Below are 17,177 nucleotides of genomic sequence, written 5' to 3' on the forward strand. Positions count from 1 at the left end.
TATTAAATTAATCATTATTTTCACAATGGCAATTCCATTCCCATTCTCCACAATGTTTGCAATACAAAAAAATAGCTTTGTAAATTACTTTTTTTAATCTTGTCATTTTAACGCTTTAATAATTGGATTAGTTTGTGATTATTTTCTTTTTTCTGGTGCAAAAGGTTCAAGTGGTTCTTCAGCAAAAATTTTCGAGAAGAAGTTTTTTGATTTGTACTGTTCCATTTCTTTTCTGTATTCGGTCATCTCAATTTCGTATTCTTTTAATTCTTTTTGATATTCTTCATTCAATCTGTTTTCTCTTTTTTCTAGAGATAACTTGTGAGAATTTATGAACTCTTCCGTGTCAATTGCTTTTGTGAAATTTGAAATTGTTTCTTGATAATCAAATTCAAGATCTAACATTATAATCTCGACAATCATTAAAAAGATTTCTTCTGTTTTTTTAAATTTACAACCTAATTCAGTATCGTAAAGTAAATTATTTACTCTTGTTACATATTCTTCATTTATTTCTAGTATTTTCTTTAATTCGTCATCACTAATATTTTTAATGTTTTCTTTTGCTTCATCTTTTAATCTTTGACTATCTGCAGTCATTGATTTGAAAAAATCTATTCCGGCTTCAAGTCCCATTTTTGCCAATTCTCCTTTTTGGTCTGTTGTTCCCCAACTCATTTTTTTTTGTTTATATAGTTAAGATTAATTTACAAAGCTGGTGCATGTTTTTCTTTTCCACTCCCATTTGGATGTCTGGCGCAGGAATTTCCAGTTAAAGTTGAAATCGAAGAAGATGAAGTACCGCAGTATTTGCAATTGTATTTTACTTTTTCAGATCCTTCATAAAGTTTGTGTTTTCCTTTTCCGGAACCAAGAGGATGACGGGAACAAGAATTTCCCGTTAAAGTTGAGAGGCTTGAACTTTTTGACCCGCAGTATTCACAATAAAAATTAGGCATATTAATTTGGTTTTTTGGGTTATAGACCAAAACTAAAAACATCTTTATAAACAAAAAACACCACATCTATAATGCGGTGTTTCTAGGCCATAAAATAGGGATTTTATATCCAAATTGTCATTAAATGAACAAATTGATTTTAACAGTTGTACCGTTTTCTGAAAAATTAATATCGATTGGATTTGCATTTTTTGGCTGTAAAATCTCAATACGTTCTTTTGCTATCGTAATTCCTCTTGAAACGTGCGTTTTAGAAGCCTTTTTATTGCCATGTCCGTTATCGGATATTATGATTTCTAATTGATTTTTGTCTAGTAATAAAAAGGCAATTTTGAATTCAGGATTTAAATGATTTCCATTAAAGGCATGCTTGAAAATATTTTCGACAAAAGGTTGTAAAAACATAGTTGGAATTACAGTTGTATATATGTCAATGTTTTCATCAACAGTTATATAGTATTTGATTCTGTTTTCAAAACGCTTATTTTCAATTGAAATATAAGTTTTTAGATATTCTATTTCGTTTTCTATTGTAATAGTTTGCTTTGAGGAATTGTTTAATGTCTGCCTCATTAAATTGGCAAATTCACTTATGTAAATGGTGGAATTGTAAGCATCTTTACTAAAAACAAATCGCTGAATTGTATTTAAAGCATTGAATGTAAAATGAGGATTCATTTGGCTTAATAATGCCTCAAGTTTTGCTTTTGCAATTAAATTTTCGGTTAATGCTTTTTGTTGGGTTTGTTTTTTGATTCTTAAAATAACAAAAAATATTGCCGTCGATAGAATTATAAGTATCAAAGTATAAAACCACCAGGTTTTCCAAAATGGTGGATTTACAATGATAGTCAAAACTTTGAAAGTGGTTTCTTTTCCAGCATTTAAATCTGAAACCTGAATTTCAAGATTGTAAGTATCATTAGGTAAATAGGATAAAAAAATAGTTGGTTTGGCAGAATAAGGACTCCATTGATTGGAATCTTTTAATCGGTACCTGAATTTTAATTTATTTGGAAATGAATGGCCTTTTGGTACAAAATCAATCGAAAAAGTATTGTGTTTGTAATCACAAATTAATTGATTTGAAGTATAAGTAAACCAAGTAAAATTTGACTTTTTTATTGGTAATGAATTAATGCTGATGGCTCTGATGTCAATTTTTGAAACTGTTTCCTGAGTTTGGGTAAGTTTTTTTAAATCGAGCTTATAAAAGCCTTTTTCTGTTCCCAGCCACAATTGGTCGTCAAAAATTAATGAACTTGTCACAGTGCAATCATTCAAACCTTGTTCTTTGTCAAATAGTTGAATAATATTGTCCTTGTAGATATTTATTCCTTTTTCTGTTCCAATAAAAATGTAATCTTCATATGATTCTAAAAAAGTAATAGTATTTCCGATGATTTTACTTTTTGGAATCATTTTTAAAACCCTAAATGATTTCGAAACATCTAATACTGATATTGCACCAAATTCTGATGCAGCAATCAAGTTTCCTTTTTTGTTTTTGGTTATAAACTTTAGCTTACTTTCTGTCCATATATTTTTATTTAAAAGCGAATAAAATGCATTGTTTTCGTATTTAAACAATCCTTTAAAAACAGAAATCAAAAAAGTACTGTTTTCTGTATTTACTATTCCAACAATATCAACAGGTGTATTTACATCAAATTCAGAAAAATGTTTTGCTTTGAGTTGATACACATTATCATAGACACGAACACCGCCATACGGAATTGTTTCAATAAATTTATTTTCATTGGTAAAACCAATTTTATAAGTGTGAATCGGCAGGTAGTTTTTTATTTCCTTTTCTAAATTAATTTCAAAAATGCCAATATTGCTTGTAATCCACAAGGAATTAAGCTGTTTTACAATCTCATAAAATTCAATTTTAGAAGCTGGAGTTTCATAGTTTAATTCGTAAAATCCATCTTTGTGAGTTGGTAATTTATGAATGGAATTTTTGATGTAACTAACTTCAAAATTTTTAAAATCAGTTAAATTAATTGTTTTTGTAATTTGGTTTTTATGATCCAAAAATGAAATTCCGTCCTGATGAAGAATTACTTTTTGGTCATTCCATTTTTCGAGATCAACAATAGCTTTGTTGCTAAAAGAATCGTAATTAATAGTATTATCTAAGCGAACTTCATAAATTCCTTTGTCTTTTGAACCAACATATAGAATGTCTTTTTTTGTGTTGTAGACAACGTTCAACAAGTTTTTAGAATCAATTCCATATTGTTCTGAAATACCCTCCATTTGGTTATTTTCAACTTTGTAAAGCCCTCCGCTTAAATCAAAAATACCCCAAGCGGCTGCATAAAGAATATTTCTTTTGTCTTTTGCAAAATCCCAAACAATTGATTTTCCAAAAGGTTCTGAGGAGATTTTATTTGAAAGAGAGTCCTTGATTCTAAAACGGTCTAAAAAACCTTTGTTTCCGCTAAAAATGATGTTGTCATAAAAGCCTAAACTATAGGAAAATCGATAACTGCTGATTTTTTTTATAGCTGGAATACCTTTAGAGTAACTAATTTTAAACAGACCTTCGTTTATAGCTGAAAAATAGACTTCATTTTTATAAACAAAGAAATCGCTGACTATAAAAACACCAAAATGAGGTTCAATTCCTTTAGGATTTACAATTTGATTTGTATTGATGTCAATTATGGAAACGCCTAATTCTGTTCCAACAAAGATTTTATTTTTGTAGGCAAAAAGTTTTCGCGCCCGATCACTGGCTAAACCTTTTTTCTGATTAATTGCAGTGTATTTTTTGCCATTGAAAGTATAAACACCGCCTGCATAACTGGCAAACCACATATTATCTTTAGCATCTTGCGTAATATCCCAACAACTGTAATTGCTAATGTTTTTTGGAAAAACCAGATTGGTAAAACTGCCATTTTCTAATTTTGAAATTCCATTTTCTGTTCCTACCCACAAGTTTGATTCCTTGTCGATAAATAAGGAACGAACTGCATTGTTAGGCAATCCATCTGTTGTAGTATAATTTTTTGAAGGTTTTTGTTGTGCCTGGGATAATGAAAGGAATAAAAATAAAAACCAAAGAGAGTAGTTATTTTTGAATAGCATTCATTAGTGTTTTTTTGTTAAAATACTCTTCTGAAACTTTGATCGTGAAGCCATTTTTTAAGGTCAACTTTGATTCTTTTGTTTCAAAAGATTTAAAAAAATTTCTATTGATAATATAACTGCTGCTTACTTTTAAAAACTCTTGTTCAGGAAGTGATTCCTGCATTTGTTTTATTTTTTTAGATACAGTAATAGTATCTGATGTAGTTACTATTTTGCATTTTCCTTCACTATTAGAGGATTCGCAATAGATAATATCTGCAACTAATGTTGCTGAAAATCCTTTTAGATTTGAGAAAACAAGAGTGTTATCAATGTTACGTACGTTATTTTTTAAAATGTGAGTTCTGTTTATATTGGTAGGAAATGCTCTTTTGCTTTCATAATTATCGATAATAGATTTTATGTTAAGCTGATTAATAGGCTTCATCAAATAATTTAAGGCACTAGCTTCTATAGCTTGTGTTAAATGGTTGGAATGTCCGGTTACAAAAACTACTTCAAAGTCAATTTTGTCGAAATGTTCAATAAGTTCAAAACCATCTTTTTCAGGCATTTCAATGTCAAGGAAAACTAAATCGGGTTTGTTTTTTTCTATCGAAAGAATCGCATTATCGACTGAGTCGCATAAATCTAAAATTTCAATTTTATCAGAAAATAAATTAGTACAAAAACCTTGAATTAATTTTCTGGAATCTAAATCATCATCAACAATAATAGCTTTGATTTTCATAATAGATATTTGGTGGTATTTGGTTTATTATTTTTGGAAAGAAAAAAAAATACAGGGTTAGAATTAATTCAAGCTTATTCTATAGTCATAGATCTTAATTTTGTTCTATAAGCTTCAAGTGCTATAGATTTGGAAATAAAGCCAAAGTATTTGTCATTTCGTAAAACGGGTAAAAATGCTGATTTTGATTTTTCGAATTTACTCATTACAATTTCCATGCTGTCGTACGATGAAATTGTTGCGGCTGGTGTTTTCATCACATCTTTAATCAAAGTGTATTTTACACGATATGCATTAAATATAATTTCGCGAATGTCATTAAAATGCACAATTCCCACGAGTTCTTTTTCATTATTCACAACTGCAAAAACGACTTGATTTGAATGTGAAATTAGATCCACTAATTTACTTAAATGGTCTTCAGGATGTACGGTTAAATAATCGCATTGTATAATAGAATCAATGTCTAAAGTCGAAAGGATGTTAGAATCTTTGTTGCTGGTAAAGGCATGTCCTTTTTTTGCTAAATTTTTTACGTCGAGCGAATATTTTTCGAAACGTTTAGAAATAGCAAAACTAATAGAGGAAACAATCATAAGCGGAATCATTAGGCCGTAACCTCCAGTTATCTCGGCAATCAAGAAAATTGCAGTTAATGGCGCATGAAATAAACCACTCAAAATACCAGCCATTCCAACCATTGTAAAGTTGCTGATTGGTAAATGCGATAAACCAATTAAACTTACAAATTTTGAAAAGAAATATCCTAAATAAGAACCTAAGAATAATGAAGGTGCAAAGTTTCCTCCATTACCGCCGCTTCCAATCGTGAGTCCAGAAGCGAATACTTTTACCATCATGGTGCAGCCCACAAACAAAAGAAAAACCCATTGATTGTTTCTAAAACTCTCGAACAAAGTATTGTCTAATAGTTTTCCTGGATCAGTTTCAGATAATGTTTTGATGCTCTCATAACCTTCACCAAATAGGGTTGGAAAAATAAAGATTAAAAGTGCTAAAATTGAGGAACCTATTAATGCTTTTTTATAAGGTCCAATTTTTAATTCGGCAAAATAATGCTCTATTTTTTGGAAATTTCGAGAATAATAAACAGCCATAAAACCGGTTAATAATCCTAAAATGATATAAAAGGGAATGTTATGAAAGTCGAATGTTTCTTGCTTTTTAAAAGATAATAAAATGCTCTCATCTAATACAATTGCAGAAACTAAAGCTCCAGTAGCAGCCGAAATCATAATAGGCGTAAAGGCCGAAATACTTACATCTACCAATAAAACTTCAATAGCAAAAAGAACTCCTGCAATTGGGGCGTTAAACGCTGCTGCAATTCCCGCGGCAACGCCACAGCCAATAAGTAAAGTTCGGTCTTTATAAGCTAATTTATAATTTTGAGCATAATTAGAACCAAAAGCAGCACCAGTTACAACAATTGGGCTTTCTAAACCCGCAGAACCTCCTAAACCAACTGTTAACGAGCTTGTAATAATTTGAGCATACATTTGTTTTTTCGGGATAATACTTGCTTTTTTGGCAACCGCGTATAAAATTTGTGATGTTCCTTTTTGGATAGTTCCATTTAGAACTTTGTTAATCACAAAAACGGTTAATAAAATACCAATTATAGGCAGGATACTATTGATGAAACTCAGTTTTAAAGTTCCGTTGATGTATGTTGCAAACGAAAAAACACTGTGAGCAAATGTCTTTAAAACAATTACAGCAAATGCACATGAAATACCTACCAAAACACTTGATAAAAAAATGAACTGCTTTGGTGTCATAACAGATTGCGACAAAGCAATTATACTTTCTAGTCTTCGAAAAAGTCTTTTTATCATTATTTTTTTTAAAATTTCAGGTGAGGTGCAAATTTAGTTTTAAACATTCAAATTTGCGTAATCTTTCTGCTTAAATCTTTTTCAGACTAAAAACCAGCGGCTTTATCATCTCCTCTAAAATCGGCGCCTCCTTCAAGTTTTTTATTTGGTAAAACCAAAATAGCATCAACCTTGCCAATTACAGGAGTTGTTTTTTCATTAATTAAATAACCTTTGGCAGTTAATTTTTCAAATGTATTTGTGCTGAAAGTATGAGGTTCAAAAGTAATAATATCTGGAAGCCATTGATGGTGAAAACGAGGTGCATTTACGGCTTCCTGCATACCTAAACCAAATTCGTAGACATTTAAAATAGTTTGCAGTACCGAAGTTATAATAGTAGAACCGCCTGGTGTACCTACAACCATAAATAATTTTCCGTTTTTCTCAACGATAGTTGGAGTCATTGAACTCAGCATTCGTTTTTGTGGTGCAATACTGTTGGCATCATTTCCTACCAATCCAAACATATTTGGAGATCCAGGTTTTGCACTAAAATCATCCATTTCATTATTTAAGAAAAAGCCTAATTCATCGCAATAGTATTTTGATCCAAAGGCATCGTTTATGGTTGTAGTTGCAGCAACAGCATTTCCAAATTGATCTATAATAGAGTAATGTGTCGTTTCGGTGCTTTCGCTGTACTTAATTTCGCCTTCTCTTATTTCTGATGATAAACTGGCTTTATCAAAACTAAAAGTCGACATACGTTCTTTTAAATACGAATCAGCCAAAAGTTCTTTTACTGGTATTTTAACAAAATCAGGATCTCCTAAAAATTGACTTCTATCCGCATAAGCTCTTCTTTCGGCTTCTACAATGACTTGAATTGCCTGCTCGGAATTGTGTCCCATTTTTGACAAATCATAAGGAGCGATCATTTTCATAATTTGAGCCAGACAAATTCCGCCGCTGCTTGGCGGTGACATTGAAGTAATTTTTAATTCTTTGTAATTAAACTGCAATGGTTTTCTCCATTTAGCTTCATAACTTGCTAAATCTTTAAGCGTGATAATACCGCCGTTTTTTTGAATATAATCTACTAATATTTGAGCCGTTTTTCCTTTATAGAACTCATCTTTTCCATTTTTTAGAATTCGTTTTAAAGTATTAGCAAGCGCAGGATATTTGATGGTGTCTTTTTCTTTAAATTCTTTCGCCATAAGCGTATTTGGACCATTTGCTTTTACAATGGCATCATGGTAAGTTTCAAGTTGTTTTTGTTGTTTTTGAGTTACTACGACACCTCTTTCGGCTAAAGCAATTACAGGCTTTAAAATTTCAGAGATAGGCAGAGAACCTAGTTTTTTATGCACAGCAAATACTCCTGCAACAGTTCCAGGGACACCAATTGCTAATGCGGTTTCGGTACTTTTGCCTTTTATAACATTTCCATCTTTGTCTAGAAACATATCTTTTGTTGCCGCAAGCGGTGCTTTTTCGCGATAATCTAAGCTTCCCACTTCGCCATTTGCTTTGCGGTAAACCATAAAACCACCTCCGCCAATATTTCCTGCATATGGGTATGCAACTGCCAATGCAAGTTCTGTTGCGGCCATAGCATCAAAAGCGTTTCCTCCTTTTTTCATAATTGCAGCGCCAATTTTAGAAGCTTCTTCGCGAGCAGAAACTACCATAGCTTTAGATACAACCAATCCAGTTTGTTTTGAAGTTTGCGCAAAACTGCAAATGGAAATAAAATATAATATAAAGGTGATTTTTTTCATGATTAAATAAGAGTTTTTATAAGATCAATTTGATTTTATAATGAAAGTAATTTTTGTTTAGATTGCGCTTGTACATCTTTAAAGAAAAGATCGAATTCGCGTTCAAATTCTGGATAGAATTCTTTGAGTTCCTGGCTGGCAAATTGCATTTTGGACTGATTTTTTGATCTTCGATCCATTTGCGTTAAAATATACTGAATACCATCTATAGTTTGATAACTCCAAAGCCAATTTTCCCGAATCATTGTTGGCATTAAGTTCTGTGTTTTTTCAGTAAGAATTGGATAATTTTCGTGCAATGATCTGTAAAAACGATTAATGAAATGATCGAGTTTTTCATCAGAGTATTTTTCCCAATTTTTAGCTAAAAAATGATCGTACATAATATCAACAATTACTCCTGAATAATGATGGTATTTTTCATGAAGTCGTTTAGTACTTTGTCTGAACGTATCGTGCGAATCGGTGTAAGTATCAATGAATCTATGCAGCAGTATTCCTTTTTGAACATCTTCAGGGAAATGTTCAAATTGTTTCCCACGAATGCCGTCGGCCATAAAATTGCCAATTTTGATTAAATCATTTTCACCAGAAAGATATATATGGGCTAGGAAATTCATTTTTGTGAGGTGCTAAGGTTCTAAAGTGCTAAGTTCGCTCTTGTAAAAGTATAAAAACTTTTTTAAATGATTTTGTTATAAAATTGTCTGGCATTTTATGAAATGGTTACAGCACTTAAGGAATCTCGACTTCTTAAGAACTTACAACATTTGCGATTCCTATTAAAATGAGATGTTATTTTACTAAAATTTTATAGTATTTAAAAATCTTAGCATCTTGGCAACTTAGAAGCTTAGTAACTTTTCTATATTTGTAATAAAATAACCATAACGCAGAAAAATGACTTTAATAAAATCTATTTCAGGAATACGAGGAACAATTGGAGGAAAAGTAGGAGATAACCTGACTCCTGTTGATGCAGTAAAATTTGCATCGGCATACGGTACTTTTCTAAAAAACAATACTTCAAAAGAAAAATTAACCGTTGTAATTGGTCGCGATGCCAGAATTTCTGGACCAATGATTCATAATCTTGTTGTAAACACTTTAATAGGTTTAGGAATCAATGTAATTGATCTTGGTCTTTCGACAACGCCAACTGTTGAAGTGGCAGTACCGCTTGAAAAAGCTGATGGTGGAATTATTTTAACAGCTTCTCATAATCCAAAGCAATGGAATGCTTTAAAATTGTTGAATGAAAAAGGAGAATTTTTAAGCGGAGCAGAAGGAGCTAAAATTCTTGAAATTGCTGAAGCTGAAGCTTTCGATTTTTCGGATGTTGATAATTTAGGAGAGATTACACCAAATGATGCTTATATGGATATTCATATTGACGAGGTTTTAAATTTGCCTTTGGTTGATGTTGAAGCTGTAAAAGCGGCAAAATTTAAAGTAGTTGTTGATGGAGTAAATTCATCTGGAGGAATTATTATTCCAAAACTATTAGAATTAATGGGAGTTGAAGTAGTAAAATTATACTGCGAACCAAACGGACATTTTCCTCATAATCCGGAGCCTTTAAAAGAACATTTGACTGATATTTCAGAATTGGTGGTAAAAGAAAAAGCGCATTTAGGAGTTGTTGTAGATCCTGATGTTGATCGTTTAGCTTTTATCAGCGAAGACGGAGAAATGTTTGGTGAAGAATATACTTTGGTAGCTTGTGCTGATTATGTTTTGAGTAAAACACCTGGAAATACAGTTTCAAATATGTCATCATCTCGAGCTTTACGCGATGTAACAAAAGCACACAACGGAAACTATGAAGCAAGTGCTGTAGGTGAAGTGAATGTGGTTGAATTGATGAAAAAAAATAACGCAATTATTGGCGGCGAAGGTAATGGCGGAATTATTTATCCTGAATTGCATTACGGAAGAGATAGTTTGGTAGGAGTTGCTTTGTTCTTAACTCATTTGGCAAACAAAAAAATGACTGTTTCGGCATTGAGAGCTTCATATCCGGAATATTATATGAGTAAAAACAAAATCGAATTAACACCGCAAATCGATGTTGATGCTATTTTGACTGCTATGACTGAGAAATATAAAAATGAAGATATTTCTACAATCGACGGTGTAAAGATTGATTTTGCAACTGAATGGGTCCATTTAAGAAAATCGAATACAGAACCAATTATCCGAATTTATACTGAAGCACCTTCACAAAAAGAAGCTGATGTTTTGGCTCTTCGAATTATTGATGAAATAAAAGAAATTGCTGGAATTTAATTTCGGAGTATAAATAAAAAAACACCTCTTTTATTCATTTAGAAAGAGGTGTTTTTTATGCTTTAATTTGAAATGTATTTAGAATTATTTCTCAATTCTGTGTTTCCATCTTTTATGTGTCCATAAATAATATTCTGGAGCTTCATATATTTGTTTTTCAACTTCTTTCAAATACTTTTCGGTAATTTCGAAGTTTTCGTAGTCGTTTGGATTATCTGCCAATGATACAAAAGTAGCTTCATAATAGCCTCTTGCTATTTTATTTACTTTTACAAAAACCACACTCAAATCATATTTTTTAGCCAGCATTTCGGCACCGGTATGCACAGGAACTTCAATTCCCATAAATTTCATCGAATGAAAAATTCGGTCTAATTTTGGCGATTGATCACTTGCTAAACCATACATACTTAAAATTCCGTCACGCTGATTTTGCGCCATCGTTGGAATTGCTTTTTTGGTTTCAACTAATTCTGTATCGTATTTAGAACGTATTTTTCGCACCAATTTATCAAAATAAGGATTGGCTACTTTTTTATAAACCGCAACGCCTTGAAAAGCAATTTTACGATTAATAGTCAAAAGCCATTCGTAGCTGGCATAATGAGAAGCTACTAGAATAACACTTTTGCCTTTTTCGGCATATTCTTGTACCAAATCAAGATTAGTCACTTTGAATCTTTTTTCCATTTCTTCAGGAGAAATACTCATCGTTTTAATCATTTCGAGGAACATATCACACATATGCTGATAGAATTTTTTCTCGATTTTTTTTCGCTCTTCATCGCTCAAATGAGGCAAAGTAAGCGCTAAATTTTCTTTAACCACTTTTCGTCTGTAACCTACAACATAGTATATCAAAAAGTAGATACAATCTGAAAGTAGATAAAATAATCGAAATGGAAGTATAGAGATAAGCCAAAGTAAAGGATAGGCCAGTATATAAACGATAAATTGCATGTAATATTTTTTTACAAATATAATTTAAAAATGAATAACCACCGATATTTTGGTTTGTGACGGAGTTATCTATGAGAATGACTATATTTACATTTCATATTAAATATTGTTTATGAATACCATTTTGATTGGAATTATAGTAGCCAATGTACTAATTAGCTATAAAGGATTTAATGATCTTTCTTTTTTTAGAAAATACGAATTTCATGTTGGAAGTATTAGAGCAGGAGAGCAGATACGAATGTTGTCATCTGGTTTTTTGCATGTCGATATGATGCATTTAATTTTTAATATGCTTACACTTTGGTTTTTTGCGCCGGTTGTTTTACAATGGCTTGGAACCTTTTCTTTTGTTTTAGTGTATTTTGGAAGTTTAATTTTTGGCAGTCTGCTTACGATGTTGTTTCATAAAAACGATTATAATTATCGAGCCGTAGGAGCTTCGGGTGCAGTTACGGGAGTTTTGTATTCGGCGATTTTATTGCAGCCAGACATGATGCTCGGAATATTTTTTGTCATACCAATGCCGGCATATCTTTTTGGAATTTTATATTTATTGTATTCGATTTATGGAATGCGCGCCAAAAATGACAATATCGGACATACAGCGCATTTTGGCGGTGCTATAGGCGGTTATGTAATTACATTGATAAAAGAACCTTCATTAATTGTAGATCATAGTTTAATGGTTATTTTATTGGCAATTCCTATTTTGATACTTTTTGGTATGGCAAAAATGGGCAAGTTATAAGGACTGGCACAACTTTTGAAAGACCAATTTCAAATAACTTAAATATAACAAAAATGAAGAAAGTAGTATTATTTTTAACAATCATGTTTATGACTATGTCTTACGCTCAAGAAACAAAACAGATTCCTCAAATCAATGTAAATGGTGAAGGAAAAGTAAAAGTAGCGCCTGATCAGGTTTGTATTTCAGCTACAGTTGAAACAAAAGGGAATAATGCTAAAGATGTCAAAAAGCAAAATGACGAAAAAATGGATGCTGTTTTAAAGTTCATCAAAAAAATGAATGTGCCAACAGCTGATTTCAAAACAAAGCAAGTGGCGTTAAACCCGCAATACGACTACGAGAAGAAGAAAACCAGCTATAATGCAACACAAACTGTTGAAATTGTATTGAAAGATTTATCAAAATATGATGAATTAATGGAAGGTTTAGTTCAGCAGGGGATTAACCGTTTAGATAAAGTTTCTTTTGAAACTTCTAAATTAGTACAACTTCAATCAGAAGCTCGTAAATTAGCGATGAAAGACGCTAAAGCAAAAGCAGAAGATTATGTTTCTGTTTTGGGACAAAAAGTGGGTAAAGCTTTTACAATCTCTGATAACTCTCAGGTGTATTACCCAAGACCAATGTATGCAGCAATGAAATCAGCAGAAGCTATGGATTCTACAGGTGCTTCAAACGAAACTCTAGCAATTGGAGAAATCGAAGTTACAGCAAATGTCAGTGTAAGTTTTGTTTTAGACTAAGATTTATAAAATTTCAAAATATAAAATCCAAATTCCAATGTAAAATTGGGATTTGGATTTTTTTTTGAGTTAGATTTTTCGGTTTTGATTTTTATATTCTCTATGATGAGTTTTATCTCATTCTTTTTTTGCTAAGACATAACTCCCAATTAAAATCGTAGAAATACTGAACCTCCAAAATGATCATTTTGGAGGTTTTTTTTGTTCTAGTATTTTTTTTTGTTTTAATGTTTTCTTTAAAAAAAGCTGTTATTTCTAATTTCTGACTGTTGATTTAAAAAAAATCTTACACTGGGTAAGTAAATGTAAAATATCTTAAAAGGTTTGTATTTAGGTGATTAAATAATGTTGATTGAAAGAGTTAACATTTCTTTTGTAAAAAAAGCAATTAAAATTTTGGGTTTATTATTTTAAAATATACTTTTGTTCTATCAAATTAGTAGAGTTTAAAATGCAAGAGGCACCCAAAGATTAAAGATTATCAAATATTTTCATTTTTGAATATGCAGAGAACCAATAAACATATATGTTTTACAGGTTATCACGGATAACAATTCTTCAATCTCAAATTCATACCAATTTTTTAATCAAGATACAGCCTTAGTTTTAGGGCCGAGTTCTTGTGAAATCAGTTCAAATAATAGTAATCCAAAATAAAAAAAATGAAAAAGCGAATGTGCAGCAAATAAAAAACCATTTCTGTTGCAGCAGAAATGGCGAAGCTTAAAGAAATTGTTCATCTCTTAAAAGGAAAGCGATAATGGAGTAAATCCGTTTTCGACTCACCTTATTTATTAAACTAAAACAAAGTAATGAAAAAAATATTAAATAGATATACATGGTTGTGTATTTTGTTGATTTCCATTGGGATTAATGCGCAAGAGACAAAACCTCTAATTCAATCTAAACTCGAAGGAACAGTAATCGATGCTATTACAAAAGAACCAATTATTGGTGCGTCAATAAACATTAAAGGCACTACGCATGGAGTTGTAACAGATTTAGATGGAAAATTTTTCTTCCAAACAGGGCAAAAGTTTCCTTATACTTTAATAGTTAGCTATTTGGGGTATAAAAAAAAGGAAGTTGTAGTTAATCAAAATTCAGTTACAATTGATCTTACTGAAGAACAAAATGTGTTATCAGAAGTAGTAGTTACCGCACTAGGAATTACAAAAGAAAAGAAATCTTTAGGCTATACTACACAGTCACTTAAGAACAAGGATATAGCGGATACAAAAGAAACGAACTTTTTGAACAGTCTTGCTGGAAAATTGGCAGGTGTACGTATTACAAATTCTCAAGGAGACATGGGATCTTCACGTATTATTATTCGTGGAGAAACTTCTATCGCAGGAAATAATCAGCCTTTGTTTGTGGTAGATGGTGTTCCTGTAGATAACTCACAATTGAACTCTGGAGGTGCAACTCGTGATTTTAAAAATGCAATTTCAGATTTAAATCCTCAGGATATTGAGACATTGACAGTATTAAAAGGACCTAACGCTGCAGCACTTTATGGTTCTCGTGCTGCGCACGGTGTTGTTCTTATTACTACAAAATCTGGAAAAAGTCAAAAAGGACTTGGGATAAGTGTTAGCTCGGGTATAACAATTTCGCAAGTTGCTAGTTTGCCTAGTTTTCAAAATTCATTTGGACAAGGTTCAAACGGAAGATTTAGTTACGTAGATGGTAAAGGAGGCGGTATTAACGATGGTGTTGATGAAAGCTGGGGGCCTAAATTAGACGGACGTCTTATTCCTCAATTTTACTCTAATGGTCAGGCAGTTCCTTTTGTAGCTAATCCTGATAATGTGAGAGACTTTTTTAACACGGGACTTACTTTTGATAATAGTATTTCTGTTGCCAGATCAGATGATAAATCAGATTTTCGTTTAGGAATAAACAATCAGAAACAAAATGGTACGGTGCCAAATAGTGAAGTAAATAAAACGAACTTTACGATTAACACGAATTATCAAATATCTAAAAATGTAAAAATAGGAGTAACAGGAAATTATATTGTTACAGATGCTCCTGCTTTACCAGGTGGACCATCGGGAGGTCGTGCAGCTGGTGTAATGCTGCAGTTTCTTTGGTTCGGACGTCAGGTTGATATTAATCAGCTTAGAAATAATAGAGACGTAAATTGGAACAACAGCTATTATAGTAATCCATATTGGAATGCTTATTACAATACGACTAGCCAACAACGTAATCGTTTAATAGGAGATATTCATTTAGATGCAAAACTTGCAGACGGACTTAATTTTAAATTCCGTACAGGAGTTGATTATTATAATGATCGTAGAAAATACACGATTAAGTATGGTACAAATGGAACTCCTTTTGGATCGTATGCCGAAGATGCTTACACCGTAAGTGAAAGTAATACTGAAGGTATCTTTACGTATACTAAAAAACTGAGTGAAGATTTTAGTTTGGATGCTCTTGCGGGATTCAATATTCGTAACCACAGCGATGCAAACAATTATCAAAAAGCGCCACGTTTAGCGGTTCCTGATTTATATACATTAAATAATTCAAGAGATCCGTTAACATCATACAATACATTATCAAAATTAAGAGTGTATAGTGCATATGCTTCGGCACAATTCGGATATAAAAATTATGCTTTTTTAAATGTTACGGCTCGTAACGATTGGTCATCAACATTACCAAGCAGCAACCGTTCGTATTTTTATCCGTCTATCAATGGTAGTTTAGTGTTGTCTGAAGCTTTGAATTTAAAAAGCAATACACTTGATTTCTTAAAATTACGCGGCGGCTGGTCTGAAGTTGGTAATGATGCAGATCCGTATCAATTGTCTACAGTTTATAATTTTCAAACTGCATTTGACGGAAATCCTATTCAAACTTCTTCACAGAAAAAACTGAATGAGAATTTGAAACCAGAAACAACGCGTTCAACTGAAGTTGGTTTAGAAGCTTCTTTCTGGAAAAACAGATTGCATTTTGACGTAGCTTATTATAACACGAATAGTTTTGATCAGATTCTGGAAATAAAAACAACAGCTTCAAGCGGTTATAATTCACAATTAATCAATGCTGGAAAAATAAACAATCGCGGTATAGAGATTCAATTAGATGGAAGTCCTATTCAAACACAAGATTTCAAATGGAATGTAGGTGTCAATTATTCTAAGAACATCAGCAAAGTTGAGATTCTTGATTATGATAAACAAATTCAGAATTATACGATTGGTACTTCGGGAGGTGTTGATGTTTTAGCATCTGTTGGGCAGGCTTATGGTGCACTTTACGGTACAGCATATCAGCGTGATGCAAGTGGAAACATTGTAGTAGGAGCAAACGGATTACCAAAAGCTGATCCGCAAAAGAAAGTATTAGGACATTATACTCCAGACTATTTAGCAGGTGTGACAAATACATTGACTTACAAAAATATCGAATTTTCATTTCTTGTTGATGCGAGTGTAGGCGGTGAGCTTTTTTCAGGTACAAATAGAACGGGTAATTATACAGGTGTATTAGCACAAACTCTTCCGGGTCGTGATGCGGAAAATGGCGGATTAAGTTACTATTATCCAAGTAATAACACTGCAAATCCGAAAACACTAGTTGCTGACGGAACTGCTCCAAGCGGAGTGACAGTATATGATGACGGAATGATCTTTAAGGGAGTGTATGCTGATGGAACTGCTAACAATCAAGTGATTAGTGCACAGGAATACTACAAAGCATCATACAATATTAGTGAAGCCTATATCTACAGTTCAACTTTTGTAAAATTAAGAGAAGTAAAACTAGCTTACAATTTAAATAAATCATTTGTTAAGAAGTTGGGATTGGAGGCTGCAAGTATAACTGCTGTAGGTCGTAACTTGTTCTTTATCTATAAAGATGCACCAAATATTGATCCTGAAACGGCTTTCAATACTGGAAATGCTCAAGGGTTGGAGAGTTTAGCTCTGCCAACAACAAGAAATTACAGTCTTAATGTTAATCTTAAATTCTAAAAACACGAAAT

12 protein-coding genes are annotated in these 17,177 nt (G+C 32.1%); 4 read left to right on the forward strand and 8 right to left on the reverse strand.

The genetic code is table 11. From position 1 onward, the window contains the following. Window positions 1-138 precede the first annotated feature (138 nt). The 7 genes from B0A75_RS11355 to B0A75_RS11385 form a co-directional block, all read right to left on the reverse strand. Entirely contained in the window at window positions 139-678 is a 540-nt protein-coding gene (locus B0A75_RS11355; protein ID WP_089054393.1) for a hypothetical protein, read from the reverse strand. Between the two features lie 29 nt (window positions 679-707). Then, window positions 708-959, reverse strand: a complete 252-nt coding sequence (locus B0A75_RS11360; protein ID WP_089054424.1) for a hypothetical protein — start codon at window positions 957-959, stop codon at window positions 708-710. 120 nt (window positions 960-1,079) lie between these two features. Next, on the reverse strand, window positions 1,080-4,061 hold the full coding sequence (locus tag B0A75_RS11365) for a sensor histidine kinase (protein ID WP_089054394.1): 2,982 nt from the start codon (window positions 4,059-4,061) through the stop codon (window positions 1,080-1,082). Beyond that, window positions 4,045-4,794, reverse strand: a complete 750-nt coding sequence (locus B0A75_RS11370; RefSeq protein ID WP_089054395.1) for a LytR/AlgR family response regulator transcription factor — start codon at window positions 4,792-4,794, stop codon at window positions 4,045-4,047. The genes B0A75_RS11365 and B0A75_RS11370 overlap by 17 nt, the downstream gene beginning before the upstream one ends. 74 nt (window positions 4,795-4,868) lie before the next feature. Then, window positions 4,869-6,653: a chloride channel protein gene (locus B0A75_RS11375; RefSeq protein WP_089054396.1), complete on the reverse strand. Its 1,785-nt coding sequence runs from the start codon at window positions 6,651-6,653 to the stop codon at window positions 4,869-4,871. Window positions 6,654-6,739: 86 nt separating this feature from the next. Further along, on the reverse strand, window positions 6,740-8,419 hold the full coding sequence (gene ggt / locus B0A75_RS11380) for a gamma-glutamyltransferase (protein WP_089054397.1): 1,680 nt from the start codon (window positions 8,417-8,419) through the stop codon (window positions 6,740-6,742). Between the two features lie 35 nt (window positions 8,420-8,454). Beyond that, window positions 8,455-9,039: an acyl carrier protein phosphodiesterase gene (locus B0A75_RS11385; RefSeq protein ID WP_089054398.1), complete on the reverse strand. Its 585-nt coding sequence runs from the start codon at window positions 9,037-9,039 to the stop codon at window positions 8,455-8,457. A gap of 280 nt (window positions 9,040-9,319) precedes the next feature. Between B0A75_RS11385 and glmM the strand changes: the two genes are divergently transcribed. Further along, complete coding sequence (gene glmM, locus B0A75_RS11390; protein ID WP_089054399.1) at window positions 9,320-10,708, forward strand: phosphoglucosamine mutase; 1,389 nt, start codon at window positions 9,320-9,322, stop codon at window positions 10,706-10,708. Window positions 10,709-10,792: 84 nt separating this feature from the next. Here glmM and B0A75_RS11395 read toward each other — a convergent pair whose 3' ends face one another. Further along, complete coding sequence (locus B0A75_RS11395) at window positions 10,793-11,668, reverse strand: lysophospholipid acyltransferase family protein (RefSeq protein ID WP_089054400.1); 876 nt, start codon at window positions 11,666-11,668, stop codon at window positions 10,793-10,795. Between the two features lie 112 nt (window positions 11,669-11,780). Here B0A75_RS11395 and B0A75_RS11400 point away from each other — a divergent pair, with 112 nt between their 5' ends. From B0A75_RS11400 to B0A75_RS11410, 3 genes are all read left to right on the forward strand, one after another. Next, a complete protein-coding gene (locus B0A75_RS11400; RefSeq protein ID WP_089054401.1) occupies window positions 11,781-12,419 on the forward strand; it encodes a rhomboid family intramembrane serine protease in 639 nt (212 codons plus the stop codon). Window positions 12,420-12,472: 53 nt separating this feature from the next. Next, a complete protein-coding gene (locus B0A75_RS11405; RefSeq protein ID WP_089054402.1) occupies window positions 12,473-13,165 on the forward strand; it encodes an SIMPL domain-containing protein in 693 nt (230 codons plus the stop codon). Window positions 13,166-13,977: 812 nt separating this feature from the next. Continuing rightward, window positions 13,978-17,166: a SusC/RagA family TonB-linked outer membrane protein gene (locus B0A75_RS11410; protein ID WP_089054403.1), complete on the forward strand. Its 3,189-nt coding sequence runs from the start codon at window positions 13,978-13,980 to the stop codon at window positions 17,164-17,166. Window positions 17,167-17,177: the final 11 nt, after the last annotated feature.

This window comes from Flavobacterium oncorhynchi, from assembly GCF_002217355.1.
GTDB classification, from domain to species: domain Bacteria; phylum Bacteroidota; class Bacteroidia; order Flavobacteriales; family Flavobacteriaceae; genus Flavobacterium; species Flavobacterium oncorhynchi.

Bases quoted from the DNA above. Each gene is read 5' to 3' on its own strand.
- ggt (WP_089054397.1), bottom strand. From the start codon at position 8,419: ATGAAAAAAATCACCTTTATATTATATTTTATTTCCATTTGCAGTTTT.
- B0A75_RS11385 (WP_089054398.1), bottom strand. From the start codon at position 9,039: ATGAATTTCCTAGCCCATATATATCTTTCTGGTGAAAATGATTTAATC.
- B0A75_RS11360 (WP_089054424.1), bottom strand. From the start codon at position 959: ATGCCTAATTTTTATTGTGAATACTGCGGGTCAAAAAGTTCAAGCCTC.
- B0A75_RS11365 (WP_089054394.1), bottom strand. From the start codon at position 4,061: ATGCTATTCAAAAATAACTACTCTCTTTGGTTTTTATTTTTATTCCTT.
- B0A75_RS11375 (WP_089054396.1), bottom strand. From the start codon at position 6,653: ATGATAAAAAGACTTTTTCGAAGACTAGAAAGTATAATTGCTTTGTCG.
- B0A75_RS11400 (WP_089054401.1), top strand. From the start codon at position 11,781: ATGAATACCATTTTGATTGGAATTATAGTAGCCAATGTACTAATTAGC.
- B0A75_RS11355 (WP_089054393.1), bottom strand. From the start codon at position 678: ATGAGTTGGGGAACAACAGACCAAAAAGGAGAATTGGCAAAAATGGGA.
- B0A75_RS11405 (WP_089054402.1), top strand. From the start codon at position 12,473: ATGAAGAAAGTAGTATTATTTTTAACAATCATGTTTATGACTATGTCT.
- B0A75_RS11410 (WP_089054403.1), top strand. From the start codon at position 13,978: ATGAAAAAAATATTAAATAGATATACATGGTTGTGTATTTTGTTGATT.
- B0A75_RS11395 (WP_089054400.1), bottom strand. From the start codon at position 11,668: ATGCAATTTATCGTTTATATACTGGCCTATCCTTTACTTTGGCTTATC.
- B0A75_RS11370 (WP_089054395.1), bottom strand. From the start codon at position 4,794: ATGAAAATCAAAGCTATTATTGTTGATGATGATTTAGATTCCAGAAAA.
- glmM (WP_089054399.1), top strand. From the start codon at position 9,320: ATGACTTTAATAAAATCTATTTCAGGAATACGAGGAACAATTGGAGGA.